This window comes from Ignavibacteria bacterium (assembly GCA_025612375.1).
In the GTDB taxonomy this organism is placed as follows: Bacteria; Bacteroidota; Ignavibacteria; order Ignavibacteriales; family SURF-24; genus JAAXKN01.
Genome location: JAAXKN010000010.1, coordinates 14,591 through 34,726, shown reverse-complemented (window position 1 = coordinate 34,726; position 20,136 = coordinate 14,591). Strand labels below are relative to the sequence as shown.

The 20,136-nt window shown below is 43.1% G+C and carries 21 protein-coding genes and 1 tRNA gene; 18 read left to right on the top strand and 4 right to left on the bottom strand.

Translation table 11 applies throughout. The annotated features are described in order from the left end of the window. Window positions 1–106: 106 nt before the first annotated feature. Together HF312_08805 and HF312_08800 are read left to right on the top strand one after the other, a co-directional pair. A complete protein-coding gene (locus HF312_08805) occupies window positions 107–1,405 on the top strand; it encodes a TolC family protein (protein MCU7520300.1) in 1,299 nt (432 codons plus the stop codon). A 180-nt stretch (window positions 1,406–1,585) separates the two neighbouring features. Continuing rightward, window positions 1,586–2,476: a VOC family protein gene (locus tag HF312_08800; protein ID MCU7520299.1), complete on the top strand. Its 891-nt coding sequence runs from the start codon at window positions 1,586–1,588 to the stop codon at window positions 2,474–2,476. Window positions 2,477–2,556: 80 nt separating this feature from the next. Here the strand turns inward: HF312_08800 and HF312_08795 are convergent, their stop codons facing one another. Continuing rightward, entirely contained in the window at window positions 2,557–3,795 is a 1,239-nt protein-coding gene (locus tag HF312_08795) for an MFS transporter (GenBank protein MCU7520298.1), read from the bottom strand. A 232-nt stretch (window positions 3,796–4,027) separates the two neighbouring features. On the opposite strand from HF312_08795, the gene HF312_08790 reads away from it, so the two are divergent. The 16 genes from HF312_08790 (at window position 4,028) to HF312_08715 (ending at window position 17,567) form a co-directional block, all read left to right on the top strand. Next, window positions 4,028–5,098, top strand: a complete 1,071-nt coding sequence (locus HF312_08790) for a glycoside hydrolase family 18 protein (protein MCU7520297.1) — start codon at window positions 4,028–4,030, stop codon at window positions 5,096–5,098. 165 nt (window positions 5,099–5,263) lie between these two features. After that, window positions 5,264–5,614 carry a winged helix-turn-helix transcriptional regulator gene (locus tag HF312_08785; protein ID MCU7520296.1) on the top strand — a complete coding sequence of 117 codons (351 nt, stop codon included), beginning with the start codon at window positions 5,264–5,266 and terminating at the stop codon, window positions 5,612–5,614. Window positions 5,615–5,673: 59 nt separating this feature from the next. After that, window positions 5,674–6,093 carry an arsenate reductase ArsC gene (locus HF312_08780; GenBank protein MCU7520295.1) on the top strand — a complete coding sequence of 140 codons (420 nt, stop codon included), beginning with the start codon at window positions 5,674–5,676 and terminating at the stop codon, window positions 6,091–6,093. Further along, the gene (sigZ, locus tag HF312_08775) at window positions 6,093–6,647 is read left to right on the top strand and encodes an RNA polymerase sigma factor SigZ (GenBank protein MCU7520294.1); all 555 of its coding nucleotides are present in this window, start codon (window positions 6,093–6,095) and stop codon (window positions 6,645–6,647) included. The genes HF312_08780 and sigZ overlap by 1 nt, the downstream gene beginning before the upstream one ends. A gap of 89 nt (window positions 6,648–6,736) precedes the next feature. Next, the gene (locus HF312_08770) at window positions 6,737–7,879 is read left to right on the top strand and encodes a hypothetical protein (protein MCU7520293.1); all 1,143 of its coding nucleotides are present in this window, start codon (window positions 6,737–6,739) and stop codon (window positions 7,877–7,879) included. Window positions 7,880–7,917: 38 nt separating this feature from the next. Further along, complete coding sequence (gene arsB / locus HF312_08765) at window positions 7,918–8,994, top strand: ACR3 family arsenite efflux transporter (protein MCU7520292.1); 1,077 nt, start codon at window positions 7,918–7,920, stop codon at window positions 8,992–8,994. Window positions 8,995–9,018: 24 nt separating this feature from the next. Then, on the top strand, window positions 9,019–9,864 hold the full coding sequence (locus tag HF312_08760) for an arsenite methyltransferase (GenBank protein MCU7520291.1): 846 nt from the start codon (window positions 9,019–9,021) through the stop codon (window positions 9,862–9,864). Between the two features lie 241 nt (window positions 9,865–10,105). Continuing rightward, complete coding sequence (locus HF312_08755; protein MCU7520290.1) at window positions 10,106–11,014, top strand: permease; 909 nt, start codon at window positions 10,106–10,108, stop codon at window positions 11,012–11,014. A 65-nt stretch (window positions 11,015–11,079) separates the two neighbouring features. Continuing rightward, on the top strand, window positions 11,080–11,316 hold the full coding sequence (locus HF312_08750) for a thioredoxin family protein (protein ID MCU7520289.1): 237 nt from the start codon (window positions 11,080–11,082) through the stop codon (window positions 11,314–11,316). Window positions 11,317–11,331: 15 nt separating this feature from the next. Further along, the gene (locus tag HF312_08745; GenBank protein MCU7520288.1) at window positions 11,332–11,715 is read left to right on the top strand and encodes a thioredoxin family protein; all 384 of its coding nucleotides are present in this window, start codon (window positions 11,332–11,334) and stop codon (window positions 11,713–11,715) included. Window positions 11,716–11,742: 27 nt separating this feature from the next. Next, on the top strand, window positions 11,743–12,444 hold the full coding sequence (locus HF312_08740; protein ID MCU7520287.1) for a cytochrome C biogenesis protein: 702 nt from the start codon (window positions 11,743–11,745) through the stop codon (window positions 12,442–12,444). A 109-nt stretch (window positions 12,445–12,553) separates the two neighbouring features. Further along, on the top strand, window positions 12,554–13,093 hold the full coding sequence (locus HF312_08735) for a flavodoxin family protein (GenBank protein ID MCU7520286.1): 540 nt from the start codon (window positions 12,554–12,556) through the stop codon (window positions 13,091–13,093). Between the two features lie 102 nt (window positions 13,094–13,195). Further along, the gene (locus HF312_08730; GenBank protein MCU7520285.1) at window positions 13,196–14,017 is read left to right on the top strand and encodes a TonB family protein; all 822 of its coding nucleotides are present in this window, start codon (window positions 13,196–13,198) and stop codon (window positions 14,015–14,017) included. Between the two features lie 227 nt (window positions 14,018–14,244). Then, the gene (locus tag HF312_08725; GenBank protein MCU7520284.1) at window positions 14,245–16,035 is read left to right on the top strand and encodes an N-acetylmuramoyl-L-alanine amidase; all 1,791 of its coding nucleotides are present in this window, start codon (window positions 14,245–14,247) and stop codon (window positions 16,033–16,035) included. A gap of 69 nt (window positions 16,036–16,104) precedes the next feature. Beyond that, complete coding sequence (locus HF312_08720) at window positions 16,105–17,397, top strand: response regulator (protein ID MCU7520283.1); 1,293 nt, start codon at window positions 16,105–16,107, stop codon at window positions 17,395–17,397. 97 nt (window positions 17,398–17,494) lie between these two features. Then, window positions 17,495–17,567 (top strand) — tRNA-Ala (locus HF312_08715). 128 nt (window positions 17,568–17,695) lie between these two features. Here HF312_08715 and HF312_08710 read toward each other — a convergent pair. From HF312_08710 to HF312_08700, 3 genes are all read right to left on the bottom strand, one after another. Beyond that, a complete protein-coding gene (locus tag HF312_08710) occupies window positions 17,696–19,096 on the bottom strand; it encodes a hypothetical protein (GenBank protein MCU7520282.1) in 1,401 nt (466 codons plus the stop codon). 4 nt (window positions 19,097–19,100) lie between these two features. Next, window positions 19,101–19,955 carry an ATP-binding cassette domain-containing protein gene (locus HF312_08705; GenBank protein MCU7520281.1) on the bottom strand — a complete coding sequence of 285 codons (855 nt, stop codon included), beginning with the start codon at window positions 19,953–19,955 and terminating at the stop codon, window positions 19,101–19,103. A gap of 14 nt (window positions 19,956–19,969) precedes the next feature. Then, a partial coding sequence (locus HF312_08700) for a hypothetical protein (GenBank protein ID MCU7520280.1) occupies window positions 19,970–20,136 on the bottom strand: 167 nt, incomplete at its 5' end.

Genomic DNA, 20,136 nt, shown 5'->3' with positions numbered 1-20,136 from the left:
CGCCCCATAACTCCTCTGAAAGAGGAAAATAAATTTTTTGAATTCTTGATATTCTACCATTAAATCTGACTTCTGAATTCTAATTTGAAATTACGGATTATTGATTATGTTGAAATATTTGGTTCCATTGGTTCTTTTCTTCAGCGTAAATGTTTTTTCTCAGGAGGCCCTGACTTTAGAAAAAGCGGTAAAGATAGGACTTGAAAATAACTATTCCATAAAACTTGCAAAGAATGACGTCAGCATTGCTCAGAATAACGTAACGCTTGGCAATGCTGGCTTTCTCCCAAAGCTCGATGCAACGGCCTCTGAGAGTAACAGTATAAGCAATATTCACCAGGAGTATTCAAGCGGGCCCATCAGCAATCAGAGCAATGCCCATTCCAACACCACAAATGCCGGCGTTGCACTCAACTGGACGATATTTGACGGGATGAACATGTTCATTAACTTCAGCCGCCTGCGCGAACTTAGCGCCCAGGGTGAAATTAACGCCCGCGCAACGGTGGAAAACAACGTGGCCTCAATAATGGGCGGCTACTATAATATCGTCAGCATCCAGCAGACCATAAGAGCTATTCAGGACGCGCTTAAAATATCCGAAGAAAGGGTGAAAATTGCACAGGATAAGTACAACCTGGGTTCAGGCTCTAAACTTGAACTCCTGCAGGCTAACGTGGATCTTAATGCCGACAGGTCGAACCTCCTGAGGCAGCAGCTTAACCTTGCTCAGGCAAAAGTATCATTAAACCAGCTTATGGGACTTGAAAGTACAAGGGATTTTCTGATTAAAGACACTATAGTAATCAGTACAAAGATGGATTATGACATTCTCCGCGACAGGATTGTAAATGAAAACAGCTCACTTAAGTCGGCAGGAAAAAATATATCAGTTGCCTCACTGAACTTAAGCGGTCTGAGGTCTTTGTGGTATCCTTCACTGGGAACGTTTTTAAGCTATAACTTTACGCGTACTGATGCTCCTTATGCTTCCACAACACTCAACCGGTCATACGGCCTTACTTATGGCCTGAACCTGTCTTTTAATATTTTCAACGGCTTTAACACTTCACGCCAGATTGAAAATGCTAAGATCAATCTTATGAGCAGTGAGCTTCAGTATAACGACCTCAGGAACAGGCTCGAGGCTTCATTTGAGCAGGAATACACAAATTACAGCAATAACCTGCAGCAGGTTAAGATGGAAGAGGAGAACCTGGACGTTGCACGCCAGAACGCCGAAATAGCACTCGACCGCTTCAAGTACGGAACATACTCTTCTCTTGAACTCTCAATTGCACAGAAATCGTACCTCGATGCCGAGAGCCGCCTGGTTACGGCACAGTACGCCGCAAAAAGAAGCGAGATAGAACTGATGAGGTTGAGCGGTCAGATAATAAAATAAAACTTAAAATCAGAGCTTGAATTTTTGAAGCCCGAAATGGACGCTGCAGGTGCCCGTTTTGGGCTTTTATTATTTTAGGAAACATGAGAAAACTTTAATGGCGCCGGATTTATACAGAGCTTATAATCATGAAAAAGAATAATTTATTTCTTTACGGACTATTATAGAAAGGAATAAATTATGCAAAAGATAATCCCAAGCCTTTGGTTCGACGGAAAAGCAGAAGAGGCGATGAGGTTTTATACATCTGTCTTTAAGAATTCTAAAGCCGGAAAGATCTCCTACTACGGCGAAGAAGGCCCCGGCCCAAAAGGGACGCCAATGGTAGTAACATTTAACCTGGAAGGGCTGGAATTTATGGCAATAAACGGAGGGCCTCAGTTTACCTTAACCCCCGCCATATCACTCTTTGTAAACTGTACTTCGGGAGAAGAGATGGATGAACTCTTTACAAAACTTTCAGACGGGGGACGCGTCCTGATGGAACCCGGAAATTATTCATTCAGCGAAAAATTTGCCTGGTTTAACGACAGGTACGGCCTCTCGTGGCAGGTAAACTTTGCCGGCCCATCCGGCACTTTCAGGCAGAAGATCGTTCCTTTTCTCATGTTTGTAGCAGAGGCGCACGCTAAAGCCGAGGAAGCGGTACGATTCTATACTTCACTGTTTGATAATTCGGAAATCACTTCTGTTGAACACTGGGGACAAAATGAAAATGAACCTGAAGGAACGCTGAAACAGGCAAGGTTCTCTCTTTCGGGCCTTGAATTTATAGCCATGGACAGCAGCCTGGCGCATCCTTTTACTTTTACTCCGGCTTTTTCTTTCCTCGTGAACTGCAAAGATCAGGCGGAAGTGGACCGCTTCTGGGATAAACTTTCCTCGGGCGGCAGAAAAGGGCAGTGCGGCTGGCTTGATGACTCTTACGGAATTTCATGGCAGATTGTACCCGAAGCCCTGGGGCAGATGATGAGTGACAGCGACCCGGCGAAGTCAGCCAGAGTAAGAAAAGCTGTTCTTAAAATGAACAAGCTTAATATTGAAGAATTAAGTGAGGCCTTCAGAGGTTAAATCAATCCTGAATGCTCCCGTGGGCTTGAAAAATTTCAGGCTGCCCAGGGAAAACCGCTTCCCCGGGGCAGCCTCATTTTTTATATGTACTCTTCCAGGTAATCAAGATCCTTGTGGTAGGATTCCTCCATAAAATAAAGCGACAGGAATGCTATCAGAAGCGAAATGGCGCCCACAATCATTGCGCTGTAAATTATGTCGAAGTGCCCCTTAAGAGCGGTAAAGGAAAGTGTAATAGGAACAGTTGAACCCCTGACGAAATTAGGTACCGTGGTGGTAACCGTTGCGCGGAGGTTTGTCCCGAACTGCTCTGAAGCTATGGTAACGAAAACAGCCCAGTAGCCGATTGATATCCCGATTAGCAGGCAGAGGGCATAAAAGTAAGTGGGCGAAGCCCCATATGAGTTGAGGTAAACAACTACAAGAACTGTCGTCATGGCAAGGAATGTATAAACCACTTTCTTCCGGCTTTTAATTATCTGACTTCCGAAGCCGCTTAGTATGTCCCCGATTACAAGCCCCAGATAAGTAAACATTATGGCGCTTCCGGCTGAAATGGGACTTGTAATTCCAAGCTTACGCCCGAATTCAGGGGAGAAGGTAATTAGAACGCCAACTACAAACCATGTGGGCAGTCCTATTAAAATGCACTGCAGGTATTTGAACAGCCTTTTTCTTGAAGTAAAAAGGCTTAAAAAGTCCCCTTTTCGCACGTTCATCGATCTAATAGATGAATACATGCCTGATTCGAACATTTTAATTCTGAGCACGAGGAGCAGAAATCCAAGGCATCCGCCAACGATATAGGCCGTGGTCCAGGGTAGGAAATCCCCCACAAGTGCCGCCGTAACGGAGCCCAGAATGCCCACAGAGGCAACAATTGCCGTTCCGTAGCCTCTCAGGCGCTGCGGCAGGGTTTCGCTTACAAGCGTAACCGCCGCCCCGAGTTCCCCTGCAAGCCCGACGCCCGCAAGAAAACGCATTAAAGCGTATGTGTCGGGTGTCTTTACAAATGCATTTGCTATATTGGCAACAGAGTAGAGGAAAATGGAGCCGAAGAGGACGGAAATTCTTCCTTTCTTGTCTCCCAGTATTCCCCAGATAATGCCCCCGATCAGCATACCTATCATCTGCATATTAAGAAGGTAGACTCCTGTGCTTACCAGTGCATCGCCTGTTACCCCTATCGACTTTAAGGAAGGCACCCTTACAATGCCGAAGAGCAGGAGGTCGTACATATCAACAAAATAACCCAGAGCTGAAACAATTATTGTTATATTCATCAGGGCTTTAATGTCATCAAGCCTCGGTTTATTCATTTTATTTCCTTTTATGATTTTTCTTCAGAGCTATAAATAATATGATAAAGAAAAATCTGCAAAGATAATATTTAACAAAATAAACAGGAAATAATAATTTTATTAATTTTTGCACTGACTGGTATTTATTTTATTATTTAGTTTTTTAATGCCGGTAATTATGATCTTGCAAAGAAGCAAACTTAAAAATATCTTAGTGCCCTGAAAATTAAGTTTAAAGGAAACCAGTTAAATGAAAAAGACCGTTTTTTTCTTAGTTGTGGTGCTGTTAACGGCCATAAACATATACCCGCAGCAGAAGGTTATCGGATACTACAGCTCCGACTATAATTCGATGCCATACTCAGCTGTCCCGTATTACAGCCTTACCCATATCTGCCACGCATTTATCCGTCCCAACAGCGACGGCTCGCTTTCTGTAAAGCCCGGTTTTGTTTACAGGGAGCTCGTTGAAACAGCGCACCTAAACAACGTAAAGGTGCTTATTTCAATAGGTGGATGGGACACCGTGGCGGCAAAGAATTTCAGGACAATTGCAGCAAACCCGGCACTCAGGCAAAGATTTGTTTCCGAGCTGACTAAGTTCTGCAAGACAAACCGTTACGACGGGGCTGATATTGACTGGGAGTATCCGGATGCGAGTGATAACGGAAGCTATGTTTCTCTTATAAGCCAGTTGAGAAAATCATTTAAGGCCTCCGGCATCCCTCTTATTACGGCAGCCCTGCCTTCACAGGATTTCAGGAACGGGTATAATATCGCAAAACTTAAGGGCCTTTTGGACTGGTTCAGTATAATGACATACGACTTTGCCGGCGCCTGGGAGAACAACGCCTATCATAATTCACCCCTTTATCCTTCGGCCAGGCAGACGGGTTCCATAAATAACAGCATGCAGTACTACATGGTAAAAGGCGTGCCTAAATCGAAGCTTATGATCGGTATGTCATTCTACGGCTACAGGATGAATGCCTCTGACATTTATGAGAAACTTTCAGACAAAGTAGTGCCTTCAGTCAGCTACACAGCTGCCGAATCCTTAAAGAAGTCTCCGGACTGGCAATACAAGTGGGATAAGACTTCAATGGCGCCATACCTGCAGAACAGGGCCAAGACACAGATTGTAACGTATGATGACCAGGCTTCAGTAAAATTAAAATGCCAGTATGTGAAGAAAAACGGCTTCGGGGGCGCAATTATCTGGGAACTGCATAAGGACTATGACGGCACCAAATCCCCCTTAATGGAAATTGTTGCAAAGAACCTCAAAACAAAATCAGTAGCGCACAAGGTTAAGCGCTGATTCTTCAAAAGAATATAACCCGGTGCACTCTGGAGCACCGGGTTTCTCTGTCATTTACTGCCTCCATACATAAATCTTAAAATCCATAAATAATGCACGGTTACTTGACAATTAAATTCTGCCGCCATATATTTCGGTATATAACGAAACGAAATGAAAGACAATATGATTTTAGAAGAAAAAGCCAGGCTCTTTAAGGCACTTTCAGATCCCAACAGGCTGAGAATAATAAGGATGCTTCAGGGGAAAAAACTCTGCGTATGTGAAATCACTGCAGTGCTGGATCTCGCACCCTCAACGGTCTCAGAGCATCTGAAAACGCTGGAAACAGCGGGATTTATAGCGGGAGAAAAAGAAGGGAAATGGGTTAATTATATGATTAATCCACGTATCTCTGACCCTACGGTGGCATCTTTACTCTCAATGCTCCCGTTCTGGCTAAGCAGCGACAAAACCCTGGACATCGATTCCGAGAAGGTTATAACTGTTGACCGTAATAAACTGTGCTGCGGTTAAAAAAAAATTAAACAATATTTCGGCTAAAAGCGAAATAATCCGGGGCAATGAAGGGAACTATGAAGAAAAGGATTCTAATACTTTGCACGGGAAACTCCTGCCGCAGCCAGATGGCTGAGGGTTTCCTGAAAGCATTTGACACAGAACTGGAAGTCTATTCTGCCGGTACAAAACCTTCTTCGGGTATTAACCCGAATGCCATAAAGGTAATGGCTGAAAAGGGAATTGATATCAGCAAAGGACATCCGAAAGATGTAAACGAATTTGCAGACAAGCATTTTGATTATGTCATAACCGTATGCGATAATGCCCGTGAAACCTGCCCGGTCTTTACAGGACGCGTAGGCCAAAGGCTCCACATTGGCTTTGATGACCCGGCTGGTGCACAGGGTAATGAGGAGGAGATATTGAGTGAATTCAGAAGAATAAGAGATGAAATAAGTCATAAATTCCTTGAATTCTACTCCGGAATTAAATAATGATTACTGAACAGTTGTATAATAGACTTGGTAAACAGCTGAAGTATTTTATTTTCAGCCGTGTTGGCAATGAGGCGGCTGCCGAGGATATACTTCACGACGTTTTCATAAAGATACACAGCAGCATTGCATCTCTGAAGGATACTTCAAAACTGGAAAGCTGGGTATTTCAGATAACAAGAAATGCCATCATAGACTACTACAGAAAAAGAAAGCAGTATGTGGAAATTGAAGACAGCCATGCCGCCTCTGAAGAAGGTGATGAAGAAGATGATGCGCACAGAAAGGCAAGCCTTGGATTATTTGATATGGTTGAAGAGCTGCCGCAGATTTACCGCGATGCAATTCTGCTTACCGAATACCATGGACTGACGCAGAAAGAACTTGCTTTAAGGATGAATATATCGCTTACAGGAGCCAAAAGCCGTGTGCAGCGGGCCAGGAAAATGCTGAGGGATCTGCTGCTTCAGTGCTGCCATTTTGAATTTGATAAATATGGGACAGTAATAGATTACTGCAAAGTCTGCTGCTGCTGTCCTAAAGTAAAAACATAAAGTCAAAAAAACTGTAAAAAAGTTTGCGTCCTTTTTTCGCATCCTCCGTCTACTTATCAGTAGATCAAAAAAATTAGATGGAGGAAATCATGTTCATTGAATTATTTAAAATAGCTGGATTTATCTGGCAAAGCATAATACACGTGTGGCCATACCTGCTGATATCAGTTCCTTTTGCCGTACTGGTAAAAATGTCGGGCGCATCCAAATATATTGGTAAGGCGTTCAACAGGTCGCCCCTTATTTCAATATTGCTCTCAACAGTTGTCGGGGCTTTCAGTCCATTTTGCTCATGCAGTGTAATTCCGGTTGTAGCTTCTCTTTTGATTGGAGGCGTGCCTATAGCACCTGTAATGTCTTTCTGGCTGGCTTCGCCGTCAATGGATCCGGAAATGTTTTTCCTAAGCGTTTCAATGCTCGGCTGGCAAATGGCAATCTGGAGAATAGGCTCCGCATTTGCAATGAGTTTTATGTCAGGCCTGATTACGCATCTTCTTGTAAAAAGAGGGTGGATAACAGAGGAAGCAACACTAAAAGCGCATACCTATTCTCCTTCAAAGGAGAGTTGGAAGCCGGTAAAAGAGTGCTATGCCATGATAAAAAAATATTTTACCCCAGGGAATACTCAGCTTGAAAGCTCTCTGGCTTTTGCTGAAAACAGCAGGCGGTCTGACGTATGCGGGTGTAATAGTGCAGCCCCGGTTATTAGTGCATTCCAGGTCCCGGCCTGCGGGTGTCAATGCATAGCTCAGGCTTCAGGCTGCGGCTGCATTCCCGAAGTCAGTTCATCCGAAGCAGTGAAAACGCCTGAAAAAAGATTCATAAAAAAGCTCGCCACAGAGGCTTTCAGCTCTGCCTTAATGGTGGTAAAATTTATGATCCTGGCCTATTTCCTTGAAGCCTTAATAGTTCTATACATCCCGGAAAGTGTTTTAGCATCATTTCTGGGAGGGAACAGTTTCGTTTCAATTATTATGGCCGCCGTTGCCGGCGTTCCGGTCTATACCAGCACAATGCCGGCACTTGCATTGGTAGGAGGCCTGATAAGCAAGGGAATGGCTCCGGCTGCGGGATTGGCATTTCTGATCTCGGGGCCTACAACCACAATTCCCGCAATGGCTGCAGTATGGAATCTGGCAAACAGAAAGGTATTCTTCCTGTATGTTGGCTTTACTCTGGCCTTTGCAATTTTGAGCGGTTTACTTTATTACGCAGTTTACCCGGCGATGTAAGATTTCTAAAGGATTAGTTTAATTGGAGAAATACTAAAATGGGAAGTTTAACAAAAAGACTTTCATTTCTTGACCGCTATTTAACGCTCTGGATATTCCTTGCAATGATTATGGGCGTATTTTCAGGATACCTTTTCCCTGGAATTGTAAGCTTCTGGAACAGCTTCCAAAGCGGGACAACAAATATTCCTATTGCCGCAGGGCTTATTCTGATGATGTATCCGCCTCTGGCAAAGGTGAAGTACGAGGAACTGCCCGACGTGTTCAGGAACCTTAAGGTATTGTCCTTGTCTCTCATACAGAACTGGATAATAGGACCAATACTTATGTTTCTTCTTGCAGTCATATTCCTTCAGAATTATCCTGAATACATGGCGGGCCTGATACTAATCGGCCTTGCAAGATGCATTGCAATGGTGATCGTCTGGAACGAGCTTGCAAAGGGGGATACTGAATATTGCGCAGGACTTGTGGCTTTCAATTCAATATTCCAGGTTCTGTTCTTCTCAGTCTATGCCTATGTATTCCTGACAATTATTCCATCATGGCTGGGCCTGAGGACGTTTGCCGTGGATATAACGATAGCACAGATTGCAAAGAGCGTATTTATTTATCTCGGAATCCCGTTTTTAGGCGGCATGATAACGCGCTTTCTGATGCTAAGGGTAAAAGGAAAAGAGTGGTATGAGAAGGTGTTTATTCCAAAAGTCAGCCCGGTTACACTCGTTGCTCTGCTCTTTACAATTTTCGTTATGTTTTCGCTTAAAGGGGAATATATAGTAAAAATTCCACTGGACGTCGTAAGAATAGCGCTCCCGCTGGTATTTTATTTTGTAATTATGTTTACGGTCTCATTCTTTTTGGGGAAAAAGGCAGGCGCCTCTTACTCAAAAGCAGCAACACTGTCGTTTACGGCTGCAAGCAACAATTTTGAGCTGGCAATTGCCGTTGCAATTGCAGTTTTCGGCATAAATTCAGGGGAGGCATTTGCTGCCGTTATTGGCCCCCTGGTGGAAGTGCCGGTGCTCATAAGCCTGGTAAACGTGGCATTTTGGATCAGGAGGAAATACTTTGCATCTGAAAAGCAGAATGAACTTAGTACAGTTGCTCAATAATAAATATAAAGGAGGTTTTGCTCTATGGATAACGAAAAAGAGTTAAAAGAAATGGTAAAAGAGAAGTACGGTCAGATAGCCGTCCAGTCCGATAAACCGGCAAAGTCCTGCTGCTGCTCTTCAGCATCTGAGCCGGTACAGATCTCATGCTGCTCAGGTTCGTCAGATGATGTTAATTATACTATAATGAGCGATGACTATATACACCTTCAGGGTTATGTTCCTGAGGCCGACTTAAATTTGGGCTGCGGCCTGCCCACACAGTTTGCCGCAATAAAAGAAGGGGATACGGTAGTGGACCTGGGTTCAGGCGCCGGCAACGACGTCTTTATTGCCAGATCAATTGCAGGTGAGAAAGGAAGGGTTATTGGCCTCGATATGACGTCTGAAATGATCGCCAAGGCAAATAAAAACAAAGAAAAGCTGGGCGTTAAGAATGTTGAGTTTTACCTGGGTGAAATTGAAGATATGCCGCTCGAAGACAACACTGCAGACGTAGTTGTAAGCAACTGCGTGCTTAACCTTGTTCCGGATAAGAAGAAAGCATTCAGCGAGATGTACAGGATAATTAAACCCGGCGGCCACTTCTGCGTCTCTGACATCGTATTAAAAGGGGAGCTCCCCGAAGCCTTAAGGCAGTCGGCTGCAATGTACGCCGGCTGCGTGGCGGGAGCCCTAAGGCAGGAGGATTACTTAAGCAAAATATCCCAAGCCGGGTTTACTGATGTTGAGATCAAAAAATCCAAAATTATTGATCTTCCTTTGGAAACTCTTATGAAGTATATGCCGGAAGAGGAAGCAAAGTCGTTCAGTTCGGGAGAAAAGGGCATATTTAGCATAACGGTTGTTGGTTACAAAAAGATAAATTAAAAGGGCTTAAGGCCGGGTGAGAGGTTAATCCCCCGGCCTTAGGTGACTGTACCTGGCAGACATTACTTTATAGACCAAAGAGGTTAAAAACGTGGAAAATGCGGAAAATGCGGAACAATTAATAGCGGCACAGGAAGGAAGAAAGAACACCATACTGCTTATAGTGCTTCTTCCCTTATGGGCTCTTGCATACTTTAGCCTTGAATCCTTTACCGGTTTCATTACATATAATGTCCTTTTAATGAACAGAGACTCTCATCTTACTGAAGCCGTCAGATTTTTCATTTATGAAGTACCCAAGGTTTTGCTTCTTCTGGTGCTGATTGTTTTTGCCGTGGGTATAATAAGGACGTACTTCTCGCCGGAAAGGACAAGAAAGATGCTTGAGGGGAAATCCCTTTTTACCGGTAACGTTCTTGCCAGCATTCTGGGTATTGTAACTCCTTTCTGCTCTTGTTCGGCTATTCCGCTTTTCCTTGGTTTTATAGAGTCAGGCGTTCCTCTTGGCGTTACATTCTCGTTTCTGATTGCAGCTCCCATGATAAATGAGGTCGCTCTGGTGCTTTTGTTCGGGCTCTTCGGCTGGCAGACAGCCCTGCTTTACATGTCAACAGGACTCATAATTGCAATGTTCTCAGGCTACGTAATAGGCCGCCTCAGGCTGGAACGGTATGTTGAGGACTGGGTCTATCAGGTCAAAGCCGGGAAGCTTGAACTCTCTGAGGCAAAGCCTCTTTTTACAGAAAGGATTACCTCAGGCTTTGAGGCTGTAAGGGAAATTGTATCGAAGGTTTGGATCTATATAGTTTTAGGTATTGCCGTAGGCGCCGGAATTCACGGATATGTGCCTGAAAACTTTATGGCAGGCCTTATGGGCAAAAGTGCCTGGTGGTCGGTGCCATTATCGGTTATGATAGGTGTGCCGATGTACTCGAATGCCGCAGGAATAATTCCAATAGTGCAGGCGCTTCTTGAAAAGGGGGCATCGCTTGGCACTGTACTGGCATTTATGATGTCTGTAATCGGGCTTTCTCTTCCTGAAACGATAATACTTAAAAAAGTATTAAAGCTTCCTCTTATCCTGACATTTATCGGGGTTGTGGCTTTGGGAATAATCATTGTAGGCTATCTGTTTAATCTGGTCTATTAAATTGATAATACGGAAATATAGTATTGAATTTGTTTTTGACTTAATAATTACAGGAGATCACAAAAATGGTTGTAAAGGTACTTGGAACGGGCTGTGCAAGATGCAAAAATCTTGAATCGTCAGTAAAAGATGTAATTGAAAAAAATAATATTGAGGCCGAAGTGGTCAAAGTAACCGATATTCCGGAGATAATGAAATACGGTATCCTTATGACGCCGGGCCTCGTTGTAAACGAAAAAGTCGTTTCGAGCGGTATAATTCCTAAAAGTGAACAGATCCTTCAATGGTTAAAACAAGCTTAAGTAAGGAGAATTAAAATGAAAAAGACTTTTGTCCTGATACTTGCTCTCTTAGCCTTTTCATTAAATTATGCCCAGAGCCCGGGCGGGAAAAGTTCTCCTGAGCTTAAGCCCCGGATAACTTTCGTGGAACTCGGGTCTGTAAGATGCATACCATGCAAACAGATGCAGCCGGTTATGAAATCAGTTGAAAAAAAATACGGCAGACAGATAAAAGTTGTTTTCTACGACGTCTGGAAAGAGGATCAGAAAAAATACAGCCGGCAGTACGGCATAAAGCTCATACCGACTCAGGTTTTTCTGGATGAAACGGGCAAAGAGATATTCAGGCATGAAGGGTTCTTTGCCGAAAAAGAAATTGATAAGTTCCTTCAGTCCAAAGGCCTGAAAATTCTAAACTAAACTATCACAAATTCCTGCGGGTTTAATATGCTGAATGAAATTTTTACCTGGTTAAACTCAGCTCTTTATGGCAATATTTACCTGGCTTCATTTGCCTCTTTTACCTGGGGTATATTAAGCATACTTTTAAGTCCCTGCCACTTATCAAGTATTCCTCTTGTCGTAGGCTACATAACAACTCAGGGCGGCATTTCTCTTAAGAGAACATTCAGCATATCCCTTACATTTGCCTTCGGGATATTAATTACAATAGCCATGTTGGGGTTAATAACACTGCTGCTTGGGCGCCTGATGGGGGATATAGGTTCAACGGGCAACTACCTTGTTGCTGCCGTATTCTTTGCAATGGGGCTCTACCTGCTAGACTTAATTAAACTTCCCTGGAATGCCCTTGGTGTAAGTTCAACAAAATATAAGGGGCTCACGGCTGCATTCCTGCTCGGGCTCCTTTTCGGCATTGGGCTTGGGCCGTGCACATTCGCCTTTATGGCGCCCGTTCTCGGAGTGGTCTTTCAGGCGGCTTCTTCAGAGGTTATGCTGTCTGTGACTCTTCTGACTTGTTTTGCACTCGGCCACTGCACTGTAATTGCCGGGGCAGGAACCCTGAGCAGGGCGGTTCAGCAGTATCTTAACTGGACTGAAAGCTCGAGGCTTATGACTTATACGAAAAGAGCCTGCGGAGTCCTGGTTATTTTAGGCGGACTTTATATTATCATGAATCAGTATTAGAAAACCAGAAATTATAATGTCCTTAAATAATTAGAGCATAAGTTCTGCGGTTTTTTCTTATGTTTGTACGGCAAAAATTCAGACTGTGATATTTAAAGAAAATGAGATAATGAATAAAAAAGTTTTAGTACTATCCTCCAGCCCCCGCAAGGGAGGAAACTCAGATCTTCTGTGTGATCAGTTTCTTTTGGGGGCACAGCAGGCGGGGCATAATCCGGAAAAGATATTCCTGAAGAATAAAAAAATAAACTACTGCACCGGGTGCGGCAAATGCTTTGACGGCGGAAAAAACTGCCCCCAGAAAGACGATATGGCTGAAATACTGGAGAAAATGATAGCCTCCGACGTTATTGTAATGGCAACACCTGTTTACTTTTACACTATGAGCGCACAGATGAAAACTCTGATCGACAGAACCTGCTCACGCTATACGGAAATAAACAATAAGGAATTCTACTGCATTGTGGCTGCTGCCGACAGGACTAAAAAAGCAATGGAAAGAACCCTGGAAGGATTCAGGGGCTTTACTTCCTGCCTCAACGGGGCCCAGGAAAAGGGAACTGTATATGGAACCGGAGCCTGGAAAACAGGCGATATCATTAGAAACAAGGCGATGACGCAGGCATTCGAAATGGGAAAGGCGGTTTAGCTTTTTTCAGAAAAAGAGTGAATAAAATTTGGGTTAATGAGTGAAGGCAAAAATTGTTATATTTACTACCTAATTTTGAAAATTATCGGGTTGTGTTTAAAAGTGAAAATAAGATACCTCTTAATCCTATTCTTAATTCCGTTTTTTCATATAAAGGCTCAGGACGGTTTAATTAGAGATTATTACGACAACGGGCACATGAGATCGGCCATTTATTACGCCAACGACATTCTGCACGGAACTGCAAGGTGGTTCTATGAAAATGGTGTCCTCAAGGAAGAAAAAAACTACGAAATGGGGAAGCTGAACGGCTGGATTAAAACTTATTATGATAACAGCGCCCCCAGGATGGAACTCTTTATTAAAGACGGTAAACGCGACGGTATAGCCAAGGAATATTACGACAACGGCGGCCTTAAGACTTATCTGGTCTATGTGGAAGGCGTGCTGAAGGAAAAGAAAGACTACGGCTACGACGTTACGCTTAAGCCTCCTGCGCCTGAAGGAAAGACCAACGACATGCTTATGAGGGGCGGAGCAAAGAAGAATATTGCTTCAAATGATAATACTTCTGCACCGGGCGCCGAAAATATTATTAAAGGAAGCCCTCCTAAAAGTGATCCTGAGGAATTCTTACTTGCTGCCGAGGAGTACCCGCAGCCTGTAGGCGGAATGGATGCCATTACCTCTAAGCTCGTTTATCCCACGAACGCCCGCAATGCAAAGATTGAAGGGGAAGTTATTGTAAGAGCTTACGTTGATGAGGCTGGGGCAGTCACTAAGACGGAAGTCGTAAAAGGGATCGGTTTCGGCCTTAATGAAGCGGCTCAGGATGCTGTAAAACAGACCATGTTCCAGCCGGGAAGAATTGACGGAAAGCCAGTTAAAGTGCAGATAGTGCTCCCTGTAAAGTTCAAACTCTAAGACTCTTCAAAAGCTCATGGAAATTTGCCGGAAGTAAGCCTGAAATTAAACCAGGCCTGCTTCCGGTTTTCTTTTTTCAAAACATTTCATTGAAACGTTTTAATTCTCTTCAATTTTATTTACTTTTGCCATGCTTTTGCACTTAAATCCATATTTCCCGGCGGTGGCCTTGTGAAGCCTGCCGCCTTCAAGCATTGTTAAAAGAGAATAAAACCGGAGAAATTATAATGAAGTCCTTTTTACTTTCTTCAGCGGTAATCTTAGCATTCGTCCTTAGTTTTACAAACCCGGTTCCGGCACAGAAAACAGATAATAAAAAACCCGGAATAACCATGATAGACCCTGACCGGGATACAACAATAATATCATCTGAACATTTAGGCATTTCTGCCAACACCGTTCCGGGCAGCAGGGTTACTATTAACGGCAGAGCCTTTAAGGTTTACCCTTCAGGCGTTTTTGCAGGACTGCTCGACCTTCAGGTAGGAGAAAATCCTTTTACAATTACTTCCGTCACCCCTTCAGGGGAGACGCTCACGAAATCGTTCCTTATAATTAGGAGAAAGCCGCTTGAGACCACACCTCAGGATTCTCTTGTAATTGAAGACGCCTTAATGGAGCCTTCGCGCGAACTATGGCTTCAGACCGGCGACATTCTGAACGTTAGCTTTAAGGGCACTCCGGGACGCCAGGCGTTCTTTGGGAGCGGAAAGGGAAGCTGGCTTCCTATGACTGAACTGCCTGACTCTGAGACTAACGGCATACGCGGCATCTATCACGGCATTTACAAAATAAGGCCTACAGAAACTGTTCCCCCGATTGCAGTGACTTTCAAGCTGCAGGATTCTACGGGGAAAAGCATTACAAAGGTTTCAAAAGGATTGTTTTCAGTCAGAACAGGCGATTTCCCCCTGGTTGCCGTTACAAAAGGCGACCGCCCTTATCTTAATTTCGGACTTGGTGAAGACCGCCTGGGAGGAGCTAAAATGGGCTTCTTAAACCCCGGCATAAGGCTTAAAATTAACGGCAAAGCTGGAAAACAGTACAGGGTTATGCTAAGCCAAAACCTGGAGGCATGGATCCCTGAAGACGAGGTGGACATTCTGCCTGAGGGTACCTTTATGCCTTATTCACTGACGGGATCGTGGAGCGTTTACGGGGATAATAAATATGACTACATTTCCATCGGACTTAATGAAAAACTCCCTTATACTTCAGTCCAGGACCCTCTAAACCACAGGCTTATTGTGGACGTTTACGGTGCTGTTGCAAACTCCAACTGGATCACGCAGCACTTGACTACAAAAGAAATTAAAAACGTATACTATGAACAGCCTGAAAAAGACGTCTTCAGGATTATAATTGAACTTAAGCACAATCAAAGCTGGGGCTACGGAATAGATTACAGGGGCAGCAGCCTTGTAATTAAGGTTAAAAGACAGCCTGAAAAACTGGACATTGATAAACTCACATTTGTTCTCGATGCAGGCCACGGCGGCGCAAGTCTTGGCGCTGTGGGAGGAACGGGCTCACTGGAGAAGAACATAAATCTTTCAACTGTCATGCACCTGAAGGAGCTTCTTGAAAATGAAGGAGCTAAAGTTATTCTAACGCGTAAAGACGACAGTAATGTGCTTAACAGCGAGAGGGTAAGGACAATTATCAACTCCGGAGCCGATATACTTATAAGCATACATGCAAATGCTCCGGGTGCTTCTTCAGATCCTGAAAAAATTAAAGGCATAAGTACTTACTACAAGTACATTGGCTTCAGGCCCCTTTCAACTTCTATCTATAACCAGGTGCTTAAGACGGGACTTGAACCAAATGGGAACGTGGGAAGCTTCAACTTTACGCTTAATTCACCGACAGAACTGCCTAACGTGCTTGTCGAGCAGGCATTCATGTCTAATCCTGAAGACGAGATGAAACTTACAGACGACAATTTCCGTAAAGAACTGGCCGAAAAGATCGTTAAAGGTGTAAAAGACTTTTTGGAACACTGCGAAGAAAATTAATTTCAGAGGTTAATTTTCGGCAAACTTTAACGATAATGATTATATGATTATTTTTGACTTGGAGGGTATTTGTCCATAAGGATACTAATAGGCGACAGAGATAAAGACACCAGAGATATTATAAAACGGATATTAAGCAGTTCTTGTAAGTGTAAAATAACGGAGATAGAAGAAGTAAGAGATTTTATTACTGCGGCTATAAACCAGGATTTTGATATGGCAATTCTTGACCTGGATATACAGCCGCAGAATACTGATAAAATTATCAGCGTTATCAGATCGGTTCATTCGAACGATAAGCTGCCGCTTGTTGTACTGGCAAGTGCTCTGGATAAAGAAAAGATAATAAGCCTCTTAAAACTGGGTATTGCCGACATAATTCTGAAGCCCATCTATCAGAATTCGGCATCAGACAAATTAAAAGGTCTGCTGAAAGTTATTTCCGATAAGAAACCGGACAGCCAGATGGAAGAAACTTCTGATGAAGCCGAAGAGTCTCAGGATTCTTCAGGAAAAACAAAATTCCTCCTGGTTGAGCATGATAAGCAGTTCCGTTCGCAGTTCACAAGGCTTTATGGTGATAAATATGACATTACAATTGCCGATAACGGGCAGGAGGGCCTGAACCTTTTTGAAAAGTTACGGCCCGGGTTTGTTTTTGTCAGTGAGCAGATAAAGATTATTAATGAAAGAGCCCTGGCGCAGAAGATAAGGGCTATTCCGGGAGGCACGGAAGTAAAAATTTACTTTTTCTCCACCGTTTTGAAATCCACTGCCATGAAATCTAACCTTTTTAACGGTGTGGTGGAAAAGTCTGCTTCAATGGAGACTTTCAACAAGGAGTTCCGTAAAGTTGTCCTCGGGGAAGAAACCAGTCTTTTCCAGAAGGTTGGCAAAGTGCTCAGGAGTGAACTGGCTTCTCAGATCGGTTCAATTTCGGCGGGTGAGTTCAAGCGTGCAATTGGGATGGAGATTTCTTTGATTTCACAGAGCAGTGAAGTAAAGATTGCAAATGAGATCCTGGCATCTGTAGAACTGATAGATGATAAAAAGGAGATATCCGTTACCGTAGGACTCTTTGGAAGCTCAAAGGATATGCTTCTGATTGCGGAGAAAGTAACAGGGGCTCCTGTCCCTTTTAGCGGTCAGGCAATTGAAGCAATCGGCGGGGTAGTAGCAGGGATAAGCGACAGGATAAATCATGTATTATCCCAGAGCGGAATAACCTTAAATCCGCAGTCTTTCAAGGTAAATAACCGTCTTGAGAACAAGCTTAGTTACGAATGGGATATTGAGGTTGGCTTAAAAGGTCCGCAGAACGAGCTGTACAAGGCCGCGGCTTACTGTTCAAAGTTTGTTTAGCACAAAAAACATGCTCACAAAGCAAAAAGCAGGTTGACAAAGGGACTAAACTTCTTTAAATTTGTGGTATGATTTGGTACAACTAAATCATACGCATGGGGCTATAGCTCAGCTGGGAGAGCGCTTGAATGGCATTCAAGAGGTCAGGAGTTCGATCCTCCTTAGCTCCACAATTAAAGCTCGATTTTAACACAAAATCGGGCTTTTTTCGTTTTAAACCATAATGAAAAATTATTTGTGCCGGATTTGTGCCAATTTTACCGGCCTTATGTGAGATCCGACAATTATAATCGGATGCTTATACCGCTGTTATATCAATTTTCTTCAATTTATTAAAAGCCAGCAGAATAAACATTACTGAAAAGAAAAGAGCAATAAGAATGTGGCTTAGCGCCGGAGTATTGTTTGTAAAACTCGTTATGCTGCCGAATACATTAACATAACTCATTAGCTTGCTTGAACTTATAACTGTCTGAACATCTTCCCGCAGCATTAAATATGCAATGAACCCCACGGTGAAATTGGCAAAACCCGGCCTCATAAAAAATACTGATAATGAAAAATTCATGGAACTGAACAGTAAATTCAGCATTACTACCAGTACTAAAAATGATATGTTAAGGCCGTCAAATGAGCTTGCTAAAAAGAATGAAAATATTACTGCAAAAGCAGCCTGCGGCAAAAGCATGGTAAACCACCTGTTCATAACAACCCTGGAATAACCGGTCTTTCTTAAAACATTGGTTACAATCATCCCAGATTCAATGTCCACCGCCAGAAGATTGTACTGATTAAAAGAAAAGAGCAGCGGAAAAAAGACCGCAACATATATCTTCGATATCACCGTGTTATTTGCACCCATGCCTGCCGTTAAGCTTAAAACAAAAGCAAAACCCAGTAATCCGAATATGAGGTACAGGCTTTGAGTTTTTAATCCCAGCATTTTATAATGAAATTCTGAAAGCACAAATCTTAATTTGTGAGCTATATATGGGAATATTCCGCCCGATATCTTTTCATTGTAATCATATTCGGTAAGCCTGCGGCTGATAATAAATCCTCCACCAATAGTAAGGATGGAAACAGCAATATTAGCAATTAGAGGAACTGTTGAAAGGGGAGTGCTCCCGTCACCTGTTTTGTAGAGCCCGGAGATTACGCTGATTGCCGTAACCATCAGGTATACTGCTGTCCAGGCAATGAGTGTCATAAGGTCATTTTTTATCCAGACAATTAAAATGACCGATAAAACTATCGGCCAGAATCCGGCTCTGAGTGCCGTTGAAAGTAAGGCAAAAATATAATCTGAAAATTGGAATGCGGAAGTGCTGCTGATAATATTCTGCACAAATGCCGTCAGATATAGAGGTAAAACATTAAAGACCACAAAGTAAATAAAATATGTGGCGATAAGCCCCCAGAAATACCTGAATTTACCAAGCCTCACAACCTCTGCATCCCGCACCCGGCTGTTCAGGCTCTCCCTGAAATGAGTAATAATAAAATAGATGCAGTTGATGAGAACCAGGAAAAGAACAATTGTATCATACGATTTAAGTATTGCCTTACCGGAAACAAACCCCTGGCTTTTAATTGCCATATCTGTAACCATCCAGCATATAACGCCATAGAGGAAGAGGAGGCTTAAGTATGTGGAATTAAGCATCTGCTTTAAAGAATTGTAAATGAAGCCGTGCATGCTCTTAGCCCCGCGTGATTATTTTGTAAACATCTTCAAAACGGGCTTCTGCCTCTTCACCAATGTTATCATTCTGCCCGGAGCTGTAGATTATCCTCGTTTTTCCATCAATAGCTATTTTGCGGAGTATCCTTTGCGGTTCAACCATCAAGGCTTCACTTTTACTAAGAAGTATTTGCTTTACAGAATATCTGCTGTCACTCAATAGTTCTGCAGGCTTACCCTGAAACGCAATTTCCCCATTTTTAAAAATCAGCATCCGGTCACTCAAATAACCCATCTCTTCAATAATATGCCCCACATAAAGTATTGTCTTATTATGCCTGAACTTGTCCAGGAAATTGTGGAATCTCTCGCGCTCTTCAGCATCCAGATTGTTTGTGGGTTCATCCAGTAAAATAATCTCGGGATCATGAATTAAAGCCTGTGCAATGCCGGCCCTTTGCTTTACACCTCCCGACAAGTACCCGCAAGGGATCTTCAGATAGCTTTTAAGATTAAGTTCACCTGTAAAGTATTCAATCCTTTCTTTTCTGCGCGCTTTATCTTTTATGCTGCTTAGGACAAGCATGTAATCAAGAAGATCATAAACTGTCATCCTGTTGTAGAGCCCAATTGCCTGCGGCAGGTATCCTATCTTTGACCTCCAAAGCGCGCTCTGTGTATTTATCTCTTTACTGTTATAGAAGACCTTCCCGCTTTCAGGCTTTAGCAGGCCTGTCTGGATCTTAAGCAGTGTTGTTTTTCCGCAGCCGTTAGCGCCTGCAATTCCTGTTATACCATAACCGAAGGAGGCCGATATATTACCGAGGACTTTCTTTTCACCGAAGGACTTGGATATATTGTTAAGTTCAAGCATACTTTATCCGCTTTTTAGAAGGTTGAAACAAAGTTCTTAGGAACCTTTATGTCAGAAAGCTCAAAGACCTTAAGTTTCTCTTTGTTTATCATAAAGATCAGATTTAATGTTCCTGTTCCGTATAAGTCAGCCAGAAGCACTTTTGTCTGATTAAATTTCTTTCCTTCTTTGAGGGACTTAA

Excerpts from the sequence above, each read along its gene's own strand:
- HF312_08705 (MCU7520281.1), bottom strand. The coding sequence starts at position 19,955 with ATGCTTGAACTTAACAATATATCCAAGTCCTTCGGTGAAAAGAAAGTC.
- HF312_08745 (MCU7520288.1), top strand. The coding sequence starts at position 11,332 with ATGAAAAAGACTTTTGTCCTGATACTTGCTCTCTTAGCCTTTTCATTA.
- HF312_08710 (MCU7520282.1), bottom strand. The coding sequence starts at position 19,096 with ATGCACGGCTTCATTTACAATTCTTTAAAGCAGATGCTTAATTCCACA.
- HF312_08755 (MCU7520290.1), top strand. The coding sequence starts at position 10,106 with ATGAACAGAGACTCTCATCTTACTGAAGCCGTCAGATTTTTCATTTAT.
- HF312_08785 (MCU7520296.1), top strand. The coding sequence starts at position 5,264 with ATGATTTTAGAAGAAAAAGCCAGGCTCTTTAAGGCACTTTCAGATCCC.
- arsB (MCU7520292.1), top strand. The coding sequence starts at position 7,918 with ATGGGAAGTTTAACAAAAAGACTTTCATTTCTTGACCGCTATTTAACG.
- HF312_08725 (MCU7520284.1), top strand. The coding sequence starts at position 14,245 with ATGAAGTCCTTTTTACTTTCTTCAGCGGTAATCTTAGCATTCGTCCTT.
- HF312_08800 (MCU7520299.1), top strand. The coding sequence starts at position 1,586 with ATGCAAAAGATAATCCCAAGCCTTTGGTTCGACGGAAAAGCAGAAGAG.
- HF312_08805 (MCU7520300.1), top strand. The coding sequence starts at position 107 with ATGTTGAAATATTTGGTTCCATTGGTTCTTTTCTTCAGCGTAAATGTT.
- HF312_08750 (MCU7520289.1), top strand. The coding sequence starts at position 11,080 with ATGGTTGTAAAGGTACTTGGAACGGGCTGTGCAAGATGCAAAAATCTT.
- HF312_08795 (MCU7520298.1), bottom strand. The coding sequence starts at position 3,795 with ATGAATAAACCGAGGCTTGATGACATTAAAGCCCTGATGAATATAACA.
- HF312_08770 (MCU7520293.1), top strand. The coding sequence starts at position 6,737 with ATGTTCATTGAATTATTTAAAATAGCTGGATTTATCTGGCAAAGCATA.
- HF312_08740 (MCU7520287.1), top strand. The coding sequence starts at position 11,743 with ATGCTGAATGAAATTTTTACCTGGTTAAACTCAGCTCTTTATGGCAAT.
- HF312_08780 (MCU7520295.1), top strand. The coding sequence starts at position 5,674 with ATGAAGAAAAGGATTCTAATACTTTGCACGGGAAACTCCTGCCGCAGC.
- HF312_08735 (MCU7520286.1), top strand. The coding sequence starts at position 12,554 with ATGAATAAAAAAGTTTTAGTACTATCCTCCAGCCCCCGCAAGGGAGGA.
- sigZ (MCU7520294.1), top strand. The coding sequence starts at position 6,093 with ATGATTACTGAACAGTTGTATAATAGACTTGGTAAACAGCTGAAGTAT.
- HF312_08790 (MCU7520297.1), top strand. The coding sequence starts at position 4,028 with ATGAAAAAGACCGTTTTTTTCTTAGTTGTGGTGCTGTTAACGGCCATA.
- HF312_08760 (MCU7520291.1), top strand. The coding sequence starts at position 9,019 with ATGGATAACGAAAAAGAGTTAAAAGAAATGGTAAAAGAGAAGTACGGT.